Origin of the sequence: Streptomyces nitrosporeus (assembly GCF_008704555.1) — a bacterium.
Lineage (GTDB): Bacteria > Actinomycetota > Actinomycetes > Streptomycetales > Streptomycetaceae > Streptomyces > Streptomyces nitrosporeus.
Genome location: NZ_CP023702.1, coordinates 5506246 through 5527181, shown reverse-complemented (window position 1 = coordinate 5527181; position 20936 = coordinate 5506246). Strand labels below are relative to the sequence as shown.

General features: G+C 68.0%; 15 protein-coding genes and 1 other RNA gene. 8 read left to right on the top strand and 8 right to left on the bottom strand.

Features of this window, described 5'->3' with window-relative positions; all coding sequences use genetic code 11:
* Nucleotides 1-14: 14 nt before the first annotated feature.
* The 3 genes from CP967_RS24390 to CP967_RS24380 all read left to right on the top strand — a co-directional run bounded on the left by CP967_RS24390 (nucleotide 15) and on the right by CP967_RS24380 (nucleotide 6798).
* The gene (locus CP967_RS24390; RefSeq protein ID WP_150490019.1) at nucleotides 15-2111 is read left to right on the top strand and encodes a type I restriction-modification system subunit M; all 2097 of its coding nucleotides are present in this window, start codon (nucleotides 15-17) and stop codon (nucleotides 2109-2111) included.
* Nucleotides 2108-3379, top strand: coding sequence for a restriction endonuclease subunit S (locus tag CP967_RS24385; protein ID WP_150490018.1), 1272 nt, complete (start codon nucleotides 2108-2110; stop codon nucleotides 3377-3379). Before CP967_RS24390 ends, CP967_RS24385 begins: the two co-directional genes overlap by 4 nt.
* A gap of 215 nt (nucleotides 3380-3594) precedes the next feature.
* Entirely contained in the window at nucleotides 3595-6798 is a 3204-nt protein-coding gene (locus CP967_RS24380; protein WP_150490017.1) for a type I restriction endonuclease subunit R, read from the top strand.
* Nucleotides 6799-6842: 44 nt separating this feature from the next.
* Here the strand turns inward: CP967_RS24380 and CP967_RS24375 are convergent, their stop codons facing one another.
* Nucleotides 6843-7256 (bottom strand): ATP-binding protein, encoded by a 414-nt coding sequence (locus CP967_RS24375; protein WP_150490016.1) that lies wholly within the window; start codon nucleotides 7254-7256, stop codon nucleotides 6843-6845.
* 242 nt (nucleotides 7257-7498) lie between these two features.
* Between CP967_RS24375 and CP967_RS24370 the strand changes: the two genes are divergently transcribed.
* The 3 genes from CP967_RS24370 to CP967_RS24360 all read left to right on the top strand — a co-directional run bounded on the left by CP967_RS24370 (nucleotide 7499) and on the right by CP967_RS24360 (nucleotide 10249).
* Complete coding sequence (locus tag CP967_RS24370; protein WP_150490015.1) at nucleotides 7499-8350, top strand: helix-turn-helix domain-containing protein; 852 nt, start codon at nucleotides 7499-7501, stop codon at nucleotides 8348-8350.
* 11 nt (nucleotides 8351-8361) lie between these two features.
* A complete protein-coding gene (locus CP967_RS24365) occupies nucleotides 8362-8553 on the top strand; it encodes a hypothetical protein (RefSeq protein ID WP_150490014.1) in 192 nt (63 codons plus the stop codon).
* A gap of 79 nt (nucleotides 8554-8632) precedes the next feature.
* Entirely contained in the window at nucleotides 8633-10249 is a 1617-nt protein-coding gene (locus CP967_RS24360; RefSeq protein ID WP_150490013.1) for a serine/threonine-protein kinase, read from the top strand.
* A 27-nt stretch (nucleotides 10250-10276) separates the two neighbouring features.
* Here CP967_RS24360 and CP967_RS24355 read toward each other — a convergent pair whose 3' ends face one another.
* From CP967_RS24355 to rnpB, 3 genes are all read right to left on the bottom strand, one after another.
* Nucleotides 10277-12382 carry an AIPR family protein gene (locus CP967_RS24355; protein ID WP_150490012.1) on the bottom strand — a complete coding sequence of 702 codons (2106 nt, stop codon included), beginning with the start codon at nucleotides 12380-12382 and terminating at the stop codon, nucleotides 10277-10279.
* 39 nt (nucleotides 12383-12421) lie between these two features.
* Nucleotides 12422-13774, bottom strand: coding sequence for a hypothetical protein (locus CP967_RS24350; RefSeq protein WP_150490011.1), 1353 nt, complete (start codon nucleotides 13772-13774; stop codon nucleotides 12422-12424).
* Nucleotides 13775-14148: 374 nt separating this feature from the next.
* Nucleotides 14149-14548, bottom strand: an RNA gene (gene rnpB / locus CP967_RS24345) — RNase P RNA component class A.
* 188 nt (nucleotides 14549-14736) lie between these two features.
* On the opposite strand from rnpB, the gene yaaA reads away from it, so the two are divergent.
* Nucleotides 14737-15537, top strand: a complete 801-nt coding sequence (gene yaaA / locus CP967_RS24340) for a peroxide stress protein YaaA (RefSeq protein ID WP_167535435.1) — start codon at nucleotides 14737-14739, stop codon at nucleotides 15535-15537.
* Between the two features lie 75 nt (nucleotides 15538-15612).
* Entirely contained in the window at nucleotides 15613-16299 is a 687-nt protein-coding gene (gene eda / locus CP967_RS24335) for a bifunctional 4-hydroxy-2-oxoglutarate aldolase/2-dehydro-3-deoxy-phosphogluconate aldolase (protein WP_150490009.1), read from the top strand.
* Nucleotides 16300-16356: 57 nt separating this feature from the next.
* Here eda and CP967_RS24330 read toward each other — a convergent pair whose 3' ends face one another.
* From CP967_RS24330 to CP967_RS24315, 4 genes are all read right to left on the bottom strand, one after another.
* Nucleotides 16357-17640, bottom strand: coding sequence for a bifunctional RNase H/acid phosphatase (locus tag CP967_RS24330; protein ID WP_150490008.1), 1284 nt, complete (start codon nucleotides 17638-17640; stop codon nucleotides 16357-16359).
* On the bottom strand, nucleotides 17640-18383 hold the full coding sequence (locus CP967_RS24325) for a zinc ribbon domain-containing protein (RefSeq protein WP_229888255.1): 744 nt from the start codon (nucleotides 18381-18383) through the stop codon (nucleotides 17640-17642). Before CP967_RS24325 ends, CP967_RS24330 begins: the two co-directional genes overlap by 1 nt.
* Nucleotides 18380-19216, bottom strand: a complete 837-nt coding sequence (locus CP967_RS24320; RefSeq protein ID WP_150490006.1) for a Nif3-like dinuclear metal center hexameric protein — start codon at nucleotides 19214-19216, stop codon at nucleotides 18380-18382. The genes CP967_RS24325 and CP967_RS24320 overlap by 4 nt, the downstream gene beginning before the upstream one ends.
* Before the next feature lie 152 nt (nucleotides 19217-19368).
* Nucleotides 19369-20406 carry an ABC transporter substrate-binding protein gene (locus CP967_RS24315; RefSeq protein WP_150490005.1) on the bottom strand — a complete coding sequence of 346 codons (1038 nt, stop codon included), beginning with the start codon at nucleotides 20404-20406 and terminating at the stop codon, nucleotides 19369-19371.
* Nucleotides 20407-20936: the final 530 nt, after the last annotated feature.

The following is a 20936-nucleotide window of genomic DNA, read 5'->3' as shown; positions in this document are numbered from 1 at the left end:
CCGGAAGGACAGCGTTGAACAGCAGTAAGCACACGGAACTGGCCAACCACGCGTGGTCGGTCGCCGACCTCCTGCGCGGCGACTACAAGCAGTCCGACTACGGCAAGGTGATCCTGCCGTTCACCGTGCTGCGGCGCCTGGAGTGCGTCCTCGCACCGACCAAGGACAAGGTCCTGGAGGTCGCCGCCCGCTACGAGGGCCAGGACATCAACCCCGACCGCTTCCTGCGCAAGGCGTCCGGCCACAGCTTTTACAACACCAGCGCCTACACGCTGAAGGCCATCGCGGGCGACGCCTCGCACGCGGCGAAGTACCTCAGCGAGTACTACGGCGCCTTCTCTCCCAATGCCCGGGAAGTCCTGGAGCGGTACGATTTCGCCCAGCAGATCAAGCGGTTGGACGCGGCGGACTTGCTATATCAGGTGGTCGGACGGTTCGCCGACCTCGACCTGCGGCCGGTGAAGAGGGACGCAGAAGGCAATGTCGTGCTCGACGAGCATGGCAAGCCGATCGAGATCGTCACCAATCACCAGATGGGATACGTCTTCGAGGAGCTGATCCGGCGCTTCGCCGAGCAGTCCAACGAGACGGCCGGTGAGCACTTCACGCCTCGGGAAGTCATCCGGCTGATGGTCAACCTGCTCATCGCGCCGGACAGTGACGCCCTGGTCCTGCCCGGCACCGTCCGTACGGTCATGGACCCGGCCTGCGGGACCGGCGGCATGCTCAGCGCGGCCGAGGAGTACATCACCGCCCATAACCCGGACGCCACGGTCAAGGTCTTCGGCCAGGAACTCAACCCCGAGTCCTGGGCCATCTGCCGGTCGGACATGATGATCAAGGGTCAGGACCCGGAGAACATCAAGTACGGCAACTCCTTCAGTGACGACGGCTTCAGCAGCGACGACTCCAAGAGGGACAAGAACACGCCCACCACTTTCGACTATCTGCTGGCCAACCCGCCGTTCGGCGTGGAGTGGAAGAAGGTCAAGGGCACCGTCGAGGACGAACACGAACGCCTCGGTGAGAGCGGTCGGTTCGGGGCCGGCCTGCCGCGCATCAATGACGGCTCGCTGCTCTTCCTCCAGCACATGATCTCGAAGATGAAGCCGGTCGACGCGTCGGGGGCGGGCGGCAGCCGGATCGCCATCGTCTTCAACGGCTCCCCGCTGTTCACGGGGGCGGCGGAGTCGGGTGAGTCCAAGATCCGGCAGTGGATCCTCGAGAATGACTGGCTGGAGGGCATCGTCGCCCTGCCCGACCAACTCTTCTACAACACCGGCATCTCCACGTACTTCTGGGTACTGAGCAACCGCAAGGCCAGGGACCGGCGCGGCAAGGTGGTCCTGCTGGACGCACGCGACTACTGGCGCAAGATGCGGAAGTCGCTCGGCGACAAGCGCAAGGAACTGGGCGAGCAGCACATCTCCGAGATCACCAGGCTCTACACGGAGGCGCTGGCGGTCGTTGACGCGGCGGAAAAGGGCGGCGGCCACGACTTGGTCGACCGGGCCGGGAAGATCAAGGTCTTCCGAAATGAGGACTTCGGGTATCACCGCATCACCGTCGAACGGCCGCTGAGGCTCCGCTTCGAGGTTACGGAGGAGACGCTGGCGGCGATCACCGCGTCCAAGCCGATCACACGGGCCACGGACGCCGAGGCGTTCGCGGAGGCGCTGCGCCCGCTGGTCGGCAAGTCCTGGTCGACGAAGTCCGACGCATGGATCGACCTCAAGGACGCGATCGTCGCGGCCGGCCTGTTGTGGCCGACGGGTGCGCCGTTCGGCAAGGCGCTGCGGGAGGCGGTCGGCGTCCGCGACCCGGAGGGCGAGGTCCAGCGTATCAAGGGCGAACCGGAACCGGACCCGGAGCTGCGGGACTACGAGAATGTCCCGCTGGAGGAGGACGTGGAGGTGTACCTGCGGCGGGAGGTCCTGCCGCACGTCCCGGACGCGTGGATCGACCACACCAAAACGAAGGTGGGGTACGAGATCCCGTTCACGCGACATTTCTACGTGTACAAGCCGCCGCGACCGTTGGCGGAGATCGACGGGGAGTTGAAGGCTCTGGAGGCCGAGATCCAGGCGCTGCTTGGGGAGATGACGGAATGACTTCTGTACTCGGAGCCTCTTTGCCGAACAGGTGGGGAGCGTCGCGACTAAAGCACATGACGTGCCTGCTGAATCGCGGATCCGCCCCGAATTACGTGGACAACGGACCAGTACGCGCAATCAGCCAGGCTGCAAATCAAAGTGCCGGACTTGACTGGTCTCGTACCCGGTTTCATAACTATGACGGTAACGCGACGAAGCTGAAGGGATACCTGCGGCAGGAAGACGTCCTGATCAACTCAACTGGGACGGGAACTCTCGGTCGAGTTGGTTTCTTCACTGGCGCACCCGATGACATTCCATGCATGGCCGACAGTCACGTCACAATCGCGCGAACGAAAAGTGATGAACTGCATCCCAGGTTCGCCTATTATTGGCTTGGCTCACAGCCGTTCCAGGAGTACGTGTACGCAGCGCTCGCAGTTGGGGCCACGAACCAGATCGAGTTGAACCGCGAGAGTCTAGGCGATGCGCCCGTTCCAGTGCCGCCACTGGAAGAACAGCGCCGCATCGCAGACTTCCTCGACGCCGAGACCGCCAGCATCGATTCTTTGGACACCACTCGGTCCGCGCAGCTGAACCTCCTCGCAGCACGCGAACGAGCGATGCTCGACCTATCGTTCCGAGAGGCGCGATCCGCAACTCCGACGCGGCTCAAATACCTCTTCTCTGTGCGCCCGCGCTACGGCGTTCTGGTTCCGGTGTTCACGGACGAAGGCGTCCCGTTCATCCGAGTCAACGACCTCCTGGATCTGGAGGGGCGGGCCGACGGCCTGCGCAATATTCCGAGCGAACTGTCAGCGCAGTACGCCAGAAGCGTCGTACAGCCAGGCGATCTGCTGATGAGCGTTGTGGGAACGCTCGGACGTGCGGCGATCGCCCCCGCGAGCCTGGATGGTGCGAACATCGCGCGAGCCGTGTGTTCGATGCGTTTCGTTCCCGAGGTAGAGGTGGAACTCGTCAAGTCCTGGCTCGGCACGAGCGCCTTCCACCAGCAAGCCCTCGTCGCCACGAGCACAGATACGGCTCAACCGACGCTCGGCATGGAAGACTTGGGCAATTTCGCGCTGACCTGGCCATCAGACCCGAAGGAACGGAAACACTTGGTCCGGGAGATCACTCGCATTCAGGACTCCATGAGGCGCCTGAGCAGCAACCTGGAGCGTCAGAAATCGGTCCTCGCCGAACGGCGCCAAGCCCTGATCATCGCCGCCGTCACCGGTCAGATCGACGTGTCCACCGCCAGCGGACGAGGAATCGAGGAATGATCGTGCCATTAGCCCCGCCGCGCTCCGCCGACCACCTCCGTTCATCGCACGTGTTCGGCTAGACAACCACAAACCCATCGCTAGACGTTACGCGACGGCAAGGTCAGGCCCAAGACACGGACCTCGACCTTGTCCGCACCAACTTGCATCCATCGACAGTTTTCTGCCGCGACATCACCTATCAGGCCACCGGAAGCCGGGGGGAATAACCGCTCATGCCCGTCCACGACGAAGCAGCCTTCGGAAACGCAATAGTCGCCGCTTTGCTCAAGCGCGGTTGGTCTGAAGGAAACCGACAGGATTACCGCCCCCAACTAGGCCTGGACACAGCCCAGCTTTTCGATTTCATCGGCAAAACCCAGGCCGACGATTGGGCCGAGCTGATTGCCCTGTACGGCGGGGATCCCAACACAGCCCAGGCCGGGTTCGCCAAGCGTGTGGACCAGGCGATTGGAACCGACGGTGTGCTGGACGTACTCCGCAAGGGCGTGAAGGACCACGGCGTCCTGATCAGGCTCGCCTACTTCAAGCCGTCGCTCGTCGCGTCGGACGCCGTCCTGGACGACTACCGGGCGAACCGGCTGACCTTCGTCAAGGAGTTGCAGTACGCGGCGAAGCAGGCGGACAAGGGCAACGAGCTGGACCTCACCTTGTTCCTCAACGGGATCCCGCTGGCAACCGCCGAGTTGAAGAACGCCCTCACGCGGCAGGGGGCGGAGCACGCCAAGGAGCAGTACCGACTCGAGCGGGACCCCACTGAATTGATCTTCGCCCGCCGCGTCATCGCGAACTTCGCCGTGGACACGGACATGGTGTACGTCGCGCCCGAACTACGCGGCAAGCTGACGCGGTTCCTCCCGTTCAATACAGGATCGGAGGGCCCGGGGAAGCCCGGTGGTGCCGGGAATCCGGCGCCCACCGTCCCGGGGACGTACGCGACCTCGTACCTCTGGGAGCAGATCTGGGAGCGGCACACCTGGCTCGACCTGATCGAGCGGTTCGTGCACCTCAGCAAGGAGAAGAGCCCGGACGGGCGGACACGCAAGAAGCTGATCTTCCCGCGCTACCACCAGTGGGACATCGTCAAGAAGCTCGCCGACCACGCGGCCCGCCACGGCGCCGGTCACAACTACCTCGGCATGGCGTCCGCAGGCTCGGGCAAGTCGAACACCATCGGGTGGCTGGCGCACCGCCTGTCGTCGCTGCACACCCCCACCGATCCAGCCGAGATCGACCCCGACGCCCTGGCCGCCGGACTCAAGCCCGGTGTGCCCGTCTTCGACAAGGTCGTGATCATCACCGACCGTCGTAATCTCGACGCCCAACTGCGCGAGACAGTCGGCAGTTTCGAGAAGACGGCCGGCCTGGTCGTGAAGATCGACGAGAAGCACGGCGCGAAGTCCGACCAGCTCGCCAAGGCGCTGTCCCGCGAGACCGGAAAGATCATCACAGTCACGCTGCACACCTTCCCCGCCCTCATCGACTACCTGCGCCGCAACCCCACCGAGATCCAGGGTCGCAACTTCGCAATCATCGTGGACGAGGCCCACTCCTCGCAGTCCGGCGACGCAGCCACAGCCGTACGCGCGGCATTGCGTGACCTCGGCCTGGACTCGGACTCCACCGACGCCGGGGCAACCGAGGTGGAAGCGGCGACTGCCACCACCGATGCCAAGCTCATCCGTAAGGCCACTCAACGCAGCAAGGCCTCCAACCTCTCCTACTTCGCGTTCACGGCCACGCCCAAGGCCAAGACGCTCGAACTCTTCGGCACCCTGGACACCGTCAACGGCAAGCCGACGTACGTTCCCTTCCACACGTACTCGATGCGCCAGGCCATTGAGGAAGGCTTCATCCTCGATCCCCTGCGCACTTACGTCACGTACGACACGTACTGGAAGCTGGTGAACAAGAACCCGGACGAGCGCGAGGTGGACCCGTCCAAGGCGAACCCACTGCTCGCCCGGTACGCGCTCACGCACGACTCCACCGTGACGCAACAGGCGCAAGTGATCGTCGAACACTTCCGCACGCACACCACCGGCCGGCTCGGCGGGCGTGCCAAGACCATGGTGGTGACGGCCTCCCGGCACAGCGCCGTACAAATGGCTCGTGCCATCAGGAAGTACATCGGCGACAACGCGTACGCCGACCCCGGCGTCCTGGTGGCGTTCTCCGGCAGCTTGACGTATGACGGCGAGGAGACCACCGAGCCGAAGGAGAACGGCGGCCTCTCCGAGTCCGCGCTGCCGAAGGCGTTCGCGTACACGCGCAAGGACGACAAGGCCGTGCGCACGGGCGGAACGGCGACGCAGCGCGAGTACCGCATCCTCGTCGTCGCCGAGAAGTACCAGACCGGCTTCGACCAGCCGCTGCTCACCACGATGTACGTGAACAAGAAGCTCGCGGGCATCAGCGCCGTCCAGACCCTCTCCCGTCTGAACCGCACCGCCGACCGCAAGTCGCAGGCGGACCTGGCCGTACTGGACTTCGTCAACGACGCCGAGGACATCAAGGAGTCCTTCCGCCCGTACTTCGAGGAGGCGAACACCCTTCCTTCCGACCCCAATCTCCTCTACACCGCGCAGAGCCACGTAATGCGGGTCGACATCTTCGTCGAGGAGGAGATGCGGAGGTTCGCGGACGCCTATCTGGCAGCCGAGGAGAAGGCAGCAGGCTCGGCCGCCCGCTGGGAGAAGCTCCACGCGGAGCTGTACCGGCATCTGGACCCCGCCGTCAAACGGTTCACCGAATTGCTGGACCGCAAGGACGAGGCGGGCGATCCCGACGAGGAAGCCGCCGAGGCCGCCGAACAGTTCCGCGCGGATCTCAACGACTACGTGCGGAAGTACGGCTTCCTCTCGCAGATCGTGCCCTACCGCGACGCCGACCTCGAATGCCTCTACCTCTACGGCCGCCACTTGCTCAACCGCCTGCCGCGACGCGGAGACGGCGGCGTGGACATAGGAGACGTCGACCTCAGCCACCTGCGTATCCAGAGGACCGGCCAGCACGACCTCGCGCTGACCGCCGAGGGAGCCGCGGAGCTGCGCGGCTTCGGCGAAGGCGGGGGCGGCGCCAAGGAACAGGAGAAGTCGCTGCTGTCGGAACTGATCGAGAAGTTCAACGACAAGTTCGGCACCGACTTCACCGATCAGGACGTGATCACGCCGTTCTCGGAGGCGAAGGCGGACCCGAAGGTCCGCGCCGCCGCCGTCAACGACGAGGAGAACTTCGGGCTCGTCTTCGACGAGGTCTTCGAGGACAAGATGGCCGAACACATCGACACTATCGCCGACATGGGGCGGCAGTACTTCAGCCACGACGACAGCTTCAAGCAGTCGCTCAACCAGAGTGCGCGGCGGGCGGCGTGGCGAATGATCCGCCGGGAGGAGAACATCGACGACGACGCCGCCTGACCCGCCCGGTCCTCCGCCCTTCCCTGCCGACCACTTCCCCCGGGTCAGCCTCCCTGGTGGAACGAGAGCCCCGCGATCACGGACGTTCCGCGCGTGGGGCGGGGCCGGACGGTCCAGGCGGTGGCGAGGCTCTCGACGAGGAGCAGCCCCCGACCGTTCTCGCAGTCAGGGCCCGGGCGGGCCGGAACGGGTGTGCCGGTCCCCGGGTCGGACACGGCCAGCCAGTAGTGTCCGTCGGCCGACCACAGAACGAGTTCGACGAGGCTCCCGTCCTCCCCACAGGCACCGTGACGGATTGCGTTGGTGAGCAGCTCTGAGGTCAACAAACTGAGGCTGTCGCCGAGTTGGGGGCGGAGGACGGTCGGCAGCGATTCGGTGACGGCGTGCCGGGCCCGGCGTACGGAGGCGGGATGGGCGGGGAAGCGCCAGTGGGAAGGGACGAGAGGAATTTCGGGCATGACGAACTCCGCGACTGAGTGAGGGGTTTGGGGTCTCCGGTGGCCTACCGCCCTGGTCGCGGGCACACCCGCCCCAGGGCGGACGGGCATGCTCGCGCGGTGCACTTCCGGCATTGCGGTGTGTAACTTGCGCGATACTCACGGTAGAGCAACAGGGATACATGTGCTACCAAGTTGCGAAGGTCCATTGGAACCAACTTCGCTTCGCGGCAGACTGAGCCGCACGCGACGAGAGGGAACGCATGCCGCCGAGGAGCAATCCGACCGCACGCCAGCAGCGTCTGGGCGCAGAGCTTCGCAAGCTACGGGAAGCGGCGGGACTGTCCACCGAACAGGCCGCCGTGCTGCTGGACACGAAACGGACCGTAATCACCAGCACCGAGGCGGGACGTCACGGCGTCAGTCCGGAGCGTGTCCGGCGCATCGCCTTCCGGTATGAGTGCACTGATCAGGCCCTGGTGGATGCATTGGTCGATATGTGCGGCGACCGCACGCTCGGCTGGTGGGAGGCGTATCGCGACCTCCTGCCCGCGACATTCTTGGACATCGCCGAGTTGGAGTGGCACGCCCAGGGCTTGCGCGTCAGCACGATGACGCACATGCCGGGACAGTTGCAGACCGAGGCATACGCGCACGCTCTCTTCCAAGCTGCCATCCCGCCGCTGCCCGCCGAGGAGTTCGAGGCCAGAGTCGCCCACCGCGTGCAAAGGCACCAGGCCATCGACCGGCCAGGGGCTCCGGACTACGTACTGGTCATCCACGAAGCCGCCCTGCGAATCGAAGTCGGTGGACGCGCGGTGCTACGAAACCAACTTGGTCACCTCATGGCAGCCGCAGACCGCGACAACGTCACAATCCAGGCCATTCCCTTCGCCGCAGGGGCGTTCCCCGGTTCGGGGCAGGCGATCCTGTACGCCCTCGGCCAGATGCCCCCGCTCGACACCGTGCAACTGGACCGCACCACCGCAGGAGAATTCCTGCACTCAGGCGCCCATTTGTGCAAGTACCGTCTGCAACTCGACGAGATGCAGAGGATCGCGCTCAAGCCTGAGGAGACCCTCGATCTCATGCACACCATTTCCCTTAGTCTTTAGGAGAGTTGGCCATGTCTGACATCAGCTGGGAAGCCCCCTTCTGCCAGGATGCGAGCAACTGCTTCCGCCTCGGCACCGACACCGAGGGCAACGGTTACATAGCCGTCAACGGCCAAGAGGACCGATACCTCACCGACTCCCTTGAAGCCCTGCGCACCCTCATCATCGATATCAAGGCCGGCAAAGCCGACCACCTGCTGTAACCCCTGCCGTACGCCCCGCCGATAGGTACCGTGTACAGCGATCGACTGACGTGACATCAGGACGACGGGGACATGACGCGTGGCGCAGGCACGGAGAATCGGCGAGCAGGGCCGCTACGAGCTGATCGAGGAGATCGAATCCGGCGGTATGGGCACGGTCTGGCGCGGCTACGACGCCGTTCTCGACCGTGAGATCGCGGTCAAGCTCATCCGGCCCGACGTCGTCGCATCGCCGGCACAGGCGGAAGAGTTCGCCCGTCGTTTCGAACGCGAGGCGCGCGTCACCGCTCGGATCGGGCATCACGGAGTGCCGCAGGTGTTCGACGCGGTGCTGGACGAGGCGTCGTACGACCGGCTGTACCTGGTGATGGAGTACGTGCGCGGGATCTCCCTGCGCAGGGTGCTCACGGGCCCGGGGGACGGCAGGGTGGCGCTGCTCCCGGTGAGCTGGGCCGCGTCGATCGTGGCGCAGATCTGCACAGTCCTGTCGTACGCGCACGCCATTCCGGTGGTGCACCGCGATCTGAAGCCGGACAACGTCCTGGTCGCCGCTGACGGCACGGTCAAGGTGCTGGATTTCGGCATCGCGAAACTGCTGCGCACGGATGTCACCCGGCTCACGGCCACGGGCAGCCGGATCGGCACCAGCCGTTATATGCCGCCCGAGCAGATCGACTGCGCGCAGATCACCCCGCTGAGCGACCTCTACGCGCTCGGCTGCGTGCTGCACGAACTCCTCGCCGGAGAGCCGGTGTTCAGTGGTGACAACGAGTACCAGCTTCTGCACCAGCACATGAAGGTGCCGCCGAAGCCGTTGCGCACCCTGCGGCCCGAGGTGCCGGAGGGCTTGGAGGCGCTGGCCCTGGACCTGCTGGCGAAGGTGCCGGAGCAGCGTCCCGTCGACGCCTACGCGGTGTACGAGCGCCTGTCGCCGCACCTGCCACAACCGGGATCCGCAGCCGATTCCCTGGCCCTCACCCATGGAGGCTCCCCTTCCGGACTTCCCGACCCGACGGTGGTCTACCGACAGCCGAACGCACCTCTGCGACGGACCACGCCGCCCGCGCCCTCGCTCGGGCCGGTGGCGCCCGTACCGATCCCGGCGCGCGTCGACACCGCGTTGCGGGACGCGATCAGAGACGCCTACGCCCGGTCCGCGGACCTCGCCGAGAGCGGACGGTTCGCCCAGGCCGCGGACGTCCTCAAGGCAGTGATCGCCACAGCGGCCACCGCCCTCGGCGCACACAACTCACGTGTGCTCGGCCTTCGAAGGCAGCGCGCGGCAGTCCTCATGGCCGGCGAGGACTTCCAGCGTGCCTTGCCGGAGTTCGACGCCCTGGCCGCCGTCTACGCCCGCACGGCGGGACCAGGCAATGAAAGCACGCTGGAGTGCCGTCGGCACGCCGCCTACTGCCGGGCCAACCTAGGCCAGGCCACCGTCGCCCTACGGGAATTCCAGGAGGTTCTGCAGGTCGTGTCCGACGCGGCCGGGGACGCCTCCGAAACCGCTCTCGACCTACGGCGCAGTGTCGGCGTGCTCCTCTTCTCCGAGGGGCGCCGCACCGAGGCCGAGGGGGTCCTCGACGCCCTCCACGAGGACATGTGCGTCCTCCTCGGCGAGGACCACGAGGAGACCCGCGAGATCGCCGATCTCCTCGCCCGGCTGCGCGGCCCGGAGGGACCACGTCCTTACTGACGTCCTGCCGGTGCGGTGCACACGCCGTCAGGCCTCGTCCTCGGCCTCTTCACTGTGGATGCGCTGAGCCAGATCCCACAGGCTCAGGTCATCCGACTGGAACCAGCGAGCCGTTCCCTGGTTGGCCACGGGGCGCTCGTCCCACTCGGCGTCCGCCCACATCTTCGACACCAGCCCGGACGGCGAGTACTGCTGCTCGTCGTACGCCCACAGGATGGGCTTGGTCCGGTGATTGACCCAGGTCGCCTGGCGTCGGCTCTCGTCCTCGGCAAGCCATTCCTCCATGGCGTCACGCTCGGGCTCGGTCTGGGCCACGTACCGAAGAGGAGATCCGTCCTTGATGACACGGCGGTCCACCAGGAGCGGCACGGTGTTCGGACGACGCGGCTTGCGCTCCTTCACGGGAGGTGCAGGAACGGCGACACCATCGGCCAGGTCGCCGAGGACATGCTTCGCGAGCTCCCGGCACGTCTCCACGGTCTGGAAGGCGGTCCTGATCTGGGGACGTGGCCCGTAACGCGTGACGATCTGGTGCGTCAGCCGACGCACCAGATCCGGTACGAGAGCGGGGATCTTCTCCAGGACCTCGCTCTCCCAGTCGAAATCGGGGTCATCGATGCTCGTGGCGCCGAGATGCTGGAAAAGCAGGTGGGTGACGAGAAAACCACCGTGCTCCGCGGTGGCTGCCTCACGGCTGTTCTGCCCGCTGCCCAGTTCGTAGACCGCACTCCGTGCTGCTCGCAGTGTGAGTACGGAACGCCACACCTTCTGTGGAGAGGGTTCGCGTTTGAACAGCAGAGTGTGGCTGCCCTTGGGGCCCTGCTCCCAGAGGTTCTCCGTCGAACTGGCCGCCCGGGCAGCCTGTTCCGCATCCGGGTACAGGCACGCGAGTGCGAGAGCGAGTTCGTCCAGTGAACAACCGGTCTCGGGCGCGGCCACCGGCTCGCCGCGCTTGATCACGTACTGCTTGCGCAGTTCGGCGCGCAGGTTGGCCTTGATCGCCTGGTGCACGGGTTCCAGCGCGATGTGGTCGCGCTGCTCGATGGCATTCTGCCGGTTCGCCGCCTGCGAGACCTGGACTCCGAACTCCCGGTCTTCATGCGTGTTGATGACCTTGATACTCAGTGTGGCGTTGGCCGCGGCCTCACCGTCGTCGTGCATGGCCCTGGCGACAGCACGTACCGTCTGAGCGCCGTTGACGATGCTCGCCCCCGTGACAGTGAGAGTGGTCGGCTTGCTCTGCGGTGCCTTGGCGCTGTCGTTCCTCGCCGTGAGCGAGTCGCAGATCATGGTGATGCCGTTGTTCAGGTGCCAGAATCTCGTGGGGTCGGACGTAAGGGTCTGACCGATCTCCGCGTTGGTGACGGTGGTCCCGAGCGGGGCCCGGAGATTTTGCTCGAACAGGCCCGTACCGTGCGTCTCGTACCACTCGGCGACGCTCTCGGCGGAGACCGTGCCCTGATAGGCCTTGAGTGGTCCCTTCTGTTGGTACCAGTCGTCAAGGCGGACGTCTAGGCAGATCGGCTCCGGTCGAAGATCCGCGTGGATCTGGTCGTGGAAATCTGCGGCGTACAGCACCTCGACGCTCAAGCGGGCACCGTGCTTGTTGAACTCGTCGAGAGCGTTGTTGAGAACCTCGAGCGCCGGCGGAGAAGGCTCCACCGTGCCCATAAGCGCGATGAGCAGGGTGGCCTTTTTGTTGATGATGAACGGCCTGGCTTCCAGCGCGAGGGCGCCGGCACGCTGGTTGAACTGGTCGTACAGCTCGTTCTCGATGCGGTTCAGGCCGTCCACCATTGCCTTGGCGGCATCCACGTCGAAGGTCGCTGATCCCTTGTCGCTCCACTTCGCCTGGACGAGAAGAGCCTGCCCGCTCTCCGGCAAGGGGGCGATGGCATCCAATCCCTGGTCCGCGATGCCGTCCGTGACGAACCGAGCCGCTTCCGCCACGGTGCACTGGGCCAGGCGTCGAACCGCGAGGGCTGCCAGGGCACGGGAGAGGAACCGCTGTTCGTAGTTGCCCCCTCGGAAGTGGGCGATGTCGCTGTCGTCTATCACTCCGTCGAATGTCTCGTGCAATTGCTCGCGGACCTGCGTGACCTGGCGAGGTGTGTCCGCTCCCGAGGTGGCCATGAATAGTTGCCTTCCCAGTACTGGTGTCTTGTTGATGGCCTAGGCCCGCGCCTTCATCCCTGAGCCGTTGCCACGCTGCCGAAGACTGAAGTCCACAACCATCAAAGCAACACCAGCTGTGCCGATCGTGGCCTCCACCCAGTCCAAAACCACTTCGAAGGGCACCCCGCTCGCGCCGAACCAACCGTCGCGCACCAGCTGGGCGAAATGGGTCGGTACCAGGTGGCGGGTGAACGCGCCCACGGAAGGGCCTGGGAGACCGGGTTCCGCCGCGGCCGAGATCGCTGCGACGACCTGGCCGTAGGGGTAGATCGCACCGGAGCTTGTCCGGTGCAGAGCGGCAGTGAAGGGCTCCGGCTCATGAATGCGGAGAAAGAGAGGGTCATCCAGCAAGCTGTAAGCGTCGGCGCTCCGCCGGTCGCGTCTCGGCAGGCGGTGAACACAGCTGTGGAACTCGTCCAGAGTGTGCCGGGCGTCAGGCGAGAAGAGCCCGTTCGGGCCGGGACGCACGTAACGCAGCATGACAAGCGTCCGAGTGTCGACGTGGTAGTAGTAGGCGTCGAGGGAGCCCTCCCGACCATCCAGCACCGACTGATCGGTTATCGACGTGGCCTCGAAGTCATAGCTTCGGTTACCTCCGCGACTCGCAAACGCTCGGACGACGGTCTCACCGATGGCGCTGAACCTCGTCGCTGCCCGCCCGCGAACGTCGTCGAGCATCGGTTGGACCGCAGTCCCGACAAGCCCGTTGATAAACGCTGCCCCGGCAGCTGTCCTGTCCCAGAGACGTACCTCCGAGAAGTCGTTCGGGGCCAACCCGGCTATCTTGGCGAAGAGCAGAAGAGCGTCACGCTCATCACGCCAGCGAAGCTCCCCCTCGCTCCAGCCTTCGGCGTCGTCGAGCAAAGGCATCAGTCTCTGGACTTCGGCCTCAACGTCCGGAGAGATCCGCCGGAGATTGGCCAACACGGTGTCTGAGCCGACCGTGACAGGACCGCTTTCCGGTAAGGCCTCGTAGAGTGCGGCGTCTCGCTCGCCGCCACCGCACCAGAGCCCTGAGGCAGGCACCAGGCCTTGAAGACCTCGCGTACTGGTGACGATGACCTTCCGGTCTCGGTCGGTCTCACGAGCAGGGCGCACGATACCCAACCCCCAGATCCGCTCCGGTTGCTCCCCGCTGCCTTCCTCACCCCGCTGGTCAGCAGGGGCAAGCAGGATTGCGAGGTGTGACTTGACCTCGGGCCAGTCACGGCAGGATTGGGAGTAGGACCTCTCCTTGGTGCGATCGGCTTTGAGTAGACGAAGAAAGTCCTTGTCAGGGCGCAGAATCGCCAGCCGCGGCGATCGCGCCGAAGACGGGAAATCTACCCGCCTTGATTGTGCGAATGTCATCCACTCCCCCGAACCGCCTGCCACCACACCGAGCCAGGCTCAGGGGGATCGTAACGCGCAGTTCCAGCGTCCGGCTTACACGTCCCCAGTTCTCGCCACCCCGGCTGGCTCCTTTACGTCCCTTCCCACCCCCCGGCTACGGTCCTCAGGTGTCTCACGTTCGGGCCAGCCGGACTGTAGTCCGCAGAGAATCACCGCTGGCCAGTGATCAGAACGAGTGCCCACAGCGGCCCCGTGGGTGGCTACCTTGGTGGCTATGTTCGTAGCTACCAAGGTCCGGTTTGAACCAGTGCTGACCGGGGTGCGACCAAGCTCCTAACCTGGCCGAAAGGGCCCATGACCAGCATGTTTTCCTAGTCATGGGTCTTAGACGACAGACGAGTCGGGCTGTACGCCGGGTTCTGTCGCCCGGTCGCCTCGCGGCGGCCGGGGAGACGGCCATCCATCTAGGACCGGCATTGCTGCCGGTCTCGTGCGGTCTACCCGCGGACTCGGGCGGGCAGCCCTCGAACGTCCGCGCAGGAGCACCGGGGTGCTCCCTTTTGACCTTGCTCCGGGTGGGGTTTACCTAGCTGCCCAGGTCACCCTGGGCACTGGTGGTCTCTTACACCACCGTTTCACCCTTACCGGGGGCCGAGGCCCCCGGCGGTCTGTTTTCTGTGGCACTGTCCCGCGAGTCGCCTCGGGTGGCCGTTAGCCACCACCCTGCCCTGTGGAGCCCGGACGTTCCTCGGGGGGATCCGGGGATCCCCACGCGGCCGTCCGCCCGGCTCGTCTGCCGTGCCGCCCATGCTACCCGGCGGGGGCGGGGGGCCTCACCCGTGGCCCGTACCCTGGGCGGAGGGTTCTCGCGTGCGCGGGTCCGGCCTGTGACCGGTGGCCCGCGCCTGTCCGGCCGTACGCCGTGTCCGCCCGGCCCCGTGCCCTCGTACGCATCACGCCATGTCCGAAGGAGAACGTCTGTGCTCGTGCTGTTGCCGCCTTCCGAAGGAAAGGCCGCCCCGGGGCGCGGGGCGCCGCTGAAGGCCGAGGGGCTGTCCCTACCGGGGCTGGCCGAGGCGCGGGCCGCGGTGCTGGACGAGCTGGTCGGACTGTGTCTGGGTGACGAGGACAGGGCCCGCGAGGTGCTGGGCCTGAGCGAGGGGCTGCGCGGCGAGGTCGCGAAGAACGCGGAACTGCGCACCGCCGGTACCCGGCCGGCCGGGGAGATCTACACCGGGGTGCTGTACGACGCGCTGGACCTGGCGTCGCTGGACGCGGCGGCCGGGCGGCGGGCCGAGGACTCGCTGCTGGTGTTCTCGGGGCTGTGGGGCGCGGTGCGCGTGGGCGACCGCATCCCCTCCTACCGCTGTTCGATGGGGGTGAAGCTGCCCGGCCTGGGGGCTCTCGGCGCGTACTGGCGGGCCCCGATGGCGTCGGTGATGCCGGAAGCGGCCGGGGACGGGCTGGTGCTGGATCTGCGGTCGTCGGCGTACACCTCGGCGTGGAAGCCCGCCGGTGAGGTGGCCGGGCGCACCGCGAGTGTGCGGGTGCTGCACTCCCAGCTGGTGGACGGGGTGGAGAAGCGGTCGGTGGTCAGCCACTTCAACAAGGCGACCAAGGGCCGGATGGTCCGCGACCTGCTGACGGCCGGCGCCCGGCCGAAAGACCCGGCCCGGCTGGTGGAGGCGCTGCGCGACCTGGGGTACGTCGTCGAGGCGCAGGCGCCGGTACGGGCCGGCCGGCCCTGGTCCCTGGACGTGGTGGTCACCGAGATCCACTGAGCTACGGCACAGTATCGTTGCAGCATACGCAACGCGCGTTGCGTAGAGCGCGGTTCGCGCGGCAGGATGGCCCCCATGACCTCCTCCGTGCCGTCCGCCGCGCCCGCTTCCGTCCCCGCCCCCGCCGGGGCTTCCGCTTCCACCTCCGTGCTGGACCTGGCCCCTGTGCTCCCCGTCGTCGTCCTGGAGGACGCGGCCGACGCGGTCCCGCTGGCCAGGGCGCTGACCGCGGGCGGGCTCCCGGCGATCGAGGTGACGCTGCGCACCCCGGCGGCCCTGGACGCGATCCGGGCGATCTCCTCGGAGGTCCCGCGGGCCGTGGTGGGGGCCGGGACCGTGGTCTCGGCGGCGGACGTGGCCGCGGCAGTCGCGGCCGGGGCCCGTTTCCTGGTCAGTCCGGGCTGGACGGACACCCTTCTGAGCGCGCTGAAGACCTCGGGGGTGCCGTTCCTGCCGGGGGTCTCGACGACGTCCGAGGTGGTGGCGCTGCTGGAGCGCGGGGTGACGGAGATGAAGTTCTTCCCCGCGGAGGCGGCCGGCGGCACCGCCTATCTCAAGGCGTTGTCCTCGCCGCTGCCGCGGGCCCGGTTCTGCCCGACCGGCGGTGTCTCGGCCGCTTCCGCGCCTGCCTACCTCGCCCTGCCCAACGTGGGCTGCGTGGGCGGCAGCTGGATGGTTCCCGGGGACGCGGTGGCCTCGAAGGACTGGGCGCGGGTGGAGCGGCTGGCCCGTGAGGCGTCCGCGCTCGCGGGAGGCCGATGACCCGGGCCCGGGACTCGCTTCGGGTACCGCCCCCGGCCCGCCGGGGGCGGGCGGCCCTCAGCTCAGGTGTGACGTGTCGTTGAGGACCCGGACCGAGGGGTTGCCGTCCGCGTAGTACGCCACCGTCGAGACCGAGGCGGGCGAGAGTTCCATGCGGAACAGGGACTCCGGCGGGGCGCCCAGTGCCAGCCGGACCAGCGTCTTGATCGGGGTGACATGGGTGACCACCAGCACCGTGCGCCCCGCGTAGCGGGTGATCAGCCGGTCACGGGTGGCCGACACGCGCTCCGCGACCTCGGTGAAACTCTCGCCACCGCCGGTGGGGGCCGCTTCGGGTGAGGCGAGCCAGTCGCTCAGGTCGGGGCCGAAACGCTCGCGTACCTCCCCGAACGTCAGCCCCTCCCAGGCACCGAAGTCCGTCTCGCGCAGGCCCTCCTCGACAACGACGCGCAGGCCGAGCCGGTCGGCCACGGCCTGCGCCGTCTCGCGGCAGCGGCGCAGCGGGGAGCTGACGATCTCCTGGACCGTGCCGCGGGCGGCGAAGGCGTCGGCGGCACGGGCGGCCTGGTGGCGGCCGGTCCCGGAGAGCCCGGGATCGCTGCCGCCGCTGCCGGAGAACCGCTTCTCGGGGGTGAGGGCCGTCTCGCCGTGCCGAAGCAGGACGAAGGTGGCGGGCGCCCCGAGGTCGGGGGCTGCGCCCCAGCCCACCTGCGGTGTCTTCGCCGCCTGCGGGGCCGCGGGGCCCGACGGCACGGGCCCGGACGGACCGGTTCCGGACGGCCGGGCCGCCGCCATCGCGGCCCGGACCTTCGCGGCTCCCGCCGCCGCGTCCCCGGGAGGCCCGGCGGGCTCCGGCGGCGCGGGCGTGCGCGGCGCCTCCGGTCCGGCCGTCGAGGCGGCCGGGTCCCAGGACCGGCCCCGCGTGCCCGCGTCCATCGCCTCGTTGGCGAGCCGGTCCGCGTGCTTGTTCTCGGCGCGCGGGATCCACTCGTACGTGACGGAGGAGGCGGGCAGGATCCGGGCCGCCTCCTCGGCGAGGGGCTTCATGCCGGGGTGCTTGACCTTCCAGCGCCCCGACATCTGCTCCACGACCAGCTTCGAGTCCATCCGCACCCTGACCCGCACGGGTGTGTCGGGGAACAGCTCCCGCACCGCGGTGAGGCCGGCGATCAGGCCCCGGTACTCGGCGACGTTGTTCGTGGCGACGCCGATGTACTCGGCGGCCTCGGCGAGCGTCTGTGCCGTGTCCGGGTCGATGACGACCGCGCCGTACCCGGCGGGGCCCGGGTTGCCCCGGGAACCCCCGTCGGCCTCCACGACCAGCCGGCGGGCAGCGGGCATTACAGGCCCGACTCCGCGGTACGGACCAGGATGCGGCGGCAGTTCTCGCAGCGCAGCACGGTGTCGGGGGACGCCGCCTTCACCTCGTTGACCTCGGTGATGTTCAGCTCCAGGCGGCAGCCCTCGCAGCGGCGCTGGTAGAGGCGGGCGGCGCCCACCCCGCCCTGCTGGGCGCGCAGCTTGTCGTAGAGCTTCAGCAGGTCGGCGGGGACGGCCTGGGCGACGACCTCGCGGTCCTTGGCGACACCGGCCGCCTCCGCGTCGAGTTCCTGGGTGGCCGCGTCCCGGCGGGCGGTCGCGTCGTCGGTCTTGGCCTGGACGGCGGCGACGCGCTCGGTCAGCTCGGCGGCGCGCTCCTGGGCGGACTCACGGCGCTCCATGATCTCCAGGACGATGTCCTCCAGGTCGCCCTGGCGCTTGGCCAGCGAGGCGATCTCACGCTGGAGGCTCTCCAGGTCCTTGGGCGAGGAGACGGCTCCGGAGTCCAGCCGCTGCTGGTCGCGGACGGCGCGCTGGCGGACCTGGTCGACGTCCTGTTCCGCCTTGGTCTGTTCGCGGGCGGTGTCGCTCTCCTCGGTCTGCGCGGCGACCAGCAGGTCACGCAGCTGCGCGAGGTCGCCGGTGAGCGAGTCGATCTCGGCGTGCTCGGGCAGGGCGGACCGCTTGTGGGCGAGCTGCGAGAGGCGTACGTCGAGGGCCTGGACTTCGAGGAGTCGGATCTGGTCGGCGGGCGCGGCGTTCAGTTGGGGGCTCCAGAAGAGTGGTGGGTGGTCCAGGGGTCGGTGACCTGCTTCGAGACGTGGACCCGCAGGCCCCATCCGTGGCGGTCGGAAATCGCGTCGAGCTGCGCGGCGGCCTGCTCGCACCAGGGCCATTCGGTGGCCCAGTGCGCGGCGTCGACCAGGCCGAGCGGCGAGTGCTGGACGGCCTCGGAGGCCGGGTGGTGGCGCAGGTCCGCGGTGAGGAAGGCGTCCACACCGGCGGCGCGCACGGCGTCGAACAGGCTGTCACCGGAGCCGCCGCTCACCGCGACCCGCCGCACCGTGGCGTCCGGGTCGCCGGCCAGCCGGATGCCCTGCGCGGTGGCGGGCAGCCGGGCGGCGGCGCGGGCGGCGAAGTCGCGCAGGGTCTCGGGGTGGTCGAGCTCGCAGACACGGCCCAGACCGCGGCGGCCCTCGGGGTCGGAGGCGTCGGGCACGAGGGGGCCGGTGACCCGCAGGCCGAGCGCGCCGGCGAGGGCGTCGGAGACCCCGGGGTCCGCGGTGTCCGCGTTGGTGTGCGCGACGTGCAGGGCGATGTCGTGCTTGATCAGTCCGTGCACGACACGGCCCTTGAAGGTGGAGGCGGCGACCGTCGTCGTACCGCGCAGGTAGAGCGGGTGGTGGGTGACGATCAGCTGGGCGCCGAGGGCACGGGCCTCGTCGGCGATCCGCTCCACGGGGTCGACGGCGAACAGGACCCGGTCGATCTCCGCGCCGGGGTCGCCGCAGACCGTGCCGACCGCGTCCCATCCCTCGGCCCGTCCGGGGGGCCAGAGGGCGTCGAGCTCGGCGATGACTTCAGACAGACGGGGCACGGAGGAAAGGCTACCTGCCCCGCGTGCCCCGGCGTCCCTGCCTGTGGACAACCCCCGGTGACCGGCCCGGGGACACCTGCCCGCCCGTTACCGGAGGCTCACATCCGGCTACGTGACGGGGCCGGCCTCCGGGCCGCCGGGCCGTGTCCGGTCTACTTCACGAGGTCGGCCCGGAGGTCGTCGAGGACCAGGCCGGCGGCCGTGACCCCGAGGCCGAGGTACCAGGTCTCGTCGGAGACGTCCTTGGCCCGGCCCGCCTTGACCGCTTCCAGGTTCTTCCACAGCGGGTTGGACCGGGCGGTGTCCCGCTTGGTGGCCTTCGGGTCGCCGTAGACACCGGTGAAGATCCAGTCGGCGTCGGCCTCGTCGATCTTCTCGGGGCTGATCTCCGCCGCCAGGTCGTCGATCTGCTGGTTCTCCGGGCGCGGCAGACCGACGTCCTCGAGGATCGTGCCGATGAAGGACGCCTTGGCGTAGAGGCGGATCCGGTCCGGCAGGTAGCGGACCATGGAGACGGTCGGCTTGTCGGGGCCGATGTCCTCGCCGAGCTTCCGCGCCTCCGCCTCGTAGGAGGCCAGCTCGGCCTTCGCCTCGGCCGTACGGTCGAGCGCGGCGGCGTTGAGGAGGTAGTTCTCCTTCCAGGTGAATCCCGGGCGGATGGAGAACACGGTCGGCGCGATGCTGGAGAGCTCGTCGTACTTGTCGGCCGCCCGGAGCTGGCTGCCGAGGATCAGGTCGGGCTTCAGGGCGGCGATCGCCTCGAGGTTGAGGTTGTTGATGGTGCCGACGTTCTTCGGCTCGCCGGCCCCCTTCGCCAGGTAGGAGGGGATGGCCGCGTCACCCTCGCTCGGCGCGTAGCCGACCGGCTTCACACCGAGCGAGACGACGTTGTCGAACTCGCCGACGTCCAGGACGACGACACGCTTCGGCGCGGTCTTGATCTCGGTGCTGCCCATGGCGTGGGTGAGCGTGCGGGGGAACTCGCCGGCGTCGGCGTCCGTGCCGTACTCCGCCGTCTTCTTCGCCGCGTCCCCGAAGTCCTTGCCGCCCGTGGCGACGGCGGCCTTCTTGTCACCGCCGGCATCGGTGCCCGCCGCGCCGTCCGTCGCGTCCTGGCCACAGGCCGAGAGGGTGAGTGCGGCGGCTACGGCCAGCCCGACCGCGGAGGCTCCGCGACGTCGAAGGGACATTTCTTTCTCCAGTTCAGGGATCCCACAGGAAATACTCAGGGAAGGCTCACCTTAGTCACGCGTGTCATCTACAGCACACTCGCCCCTGCCAGTTCAGCCGGTTCGGGACATCGCCACCCTTATGTGTGAAGTGCAGAAGGTGGTGTTGTCCGGCTGGAAGCGCGAAATCTAGCTTCTGTTGCCGGAGGTGACCGCACCATGACTGCCTGTGCGATCGAGAAGGAGACCACCGGGGTCGCCGGGGGTGACGCGACAGCGGGTTCCCCGCCCGGCCCCGCGGAGACGGCCGGGCCGGCGGAACCGGCGGAACCCGAGAAACCCGGCGCCGGACCGGTGCGGAACGGGGACCTGGCGGCGCCCGGCCCCCTGCGTACGGCCGCTCCCCCCACACCGTCCGCTCCCCCCACACCGTCCGCTCCTCCCGTACCGTCCGCTCCCCCCGGCGCTCCCGGGCGGCCCGGTGCGTCCGTGGCGGGCGCCGCGGACGCGGCCGGCGGGGCGGGTGGGCGGCCCGGGACCCCGCCGGCCCC

Coding starts and splice junctions, on each gene's coding strand:
- CP967_RS24385 (WP_150490018.1), top strand. CDS start 2,108: ATGACTTCTGTACTCGGAGCCTCTTTGCCGAACAGGTGGGGAGCGTCG.
- CP967_RS24380 (WP_150490017.1), top strand. CDS start 3,595: ATGCCCGTCCACGACGAAGCAGCCTTCGGAAACGCAATAGTCGCCGCT.
- CP967_RS24375 (WP_150490016.1), bottom strand. CDS start 7,256: ATGCCCGAAATTCCTCTCGTCCCTTCCCACTGGCGCTTCCCCGCCCAT.
- CP967_RS24370 (WP_150490015.1), top strand. CDS start 7,499: ATGCCGCCGAGGAGCAATCCGACCGCACGCCAGCAGCGTCTGGGCGCA.
- CP967_RS24365 (WP_150490014.1), top strand. CDS start 8,362: ATGTCTGACATCAGCTGGGAAGCCCCCTTCTGCCAGGATGCGAGCAAC.
- CP967_RS24355 (WP_150490012.1), bottom strand. CDS start 12,382: ATGGCCACCTCGGGAGCGGACACACCTCGCCAGGTCACGCAGGTCCGC.
- CP967_RS24350 (WP_150490011.1), bottom strand. CDS start 13,774: ATGACATTCGCACAATCAAGGCGGGTAGATTTCCCGTCTTCGGCGCGA.
- eda (WP_150490009.1), top strand. CDS start 15,613: ATGACCTCCTCCGTGCCGTCCGCCGCGCCCGCTTCCGTCCCCGCCCCC.
- CP967_RS24330 (WP_150490008.1), bottom strand. CDS start 17,640: ATGCCCGCTGCCCGCCGGCTGGTCGTGGAGGCCGACGGGGGTTCCCGG.
- CP967_RS24315 (WP_150490005.1), bottom strand. CDS start 20,406: ATGTCCCTTCGACGTCGCGGAGCCTCCGCGGTCGGGCTGGCCGTAGCC.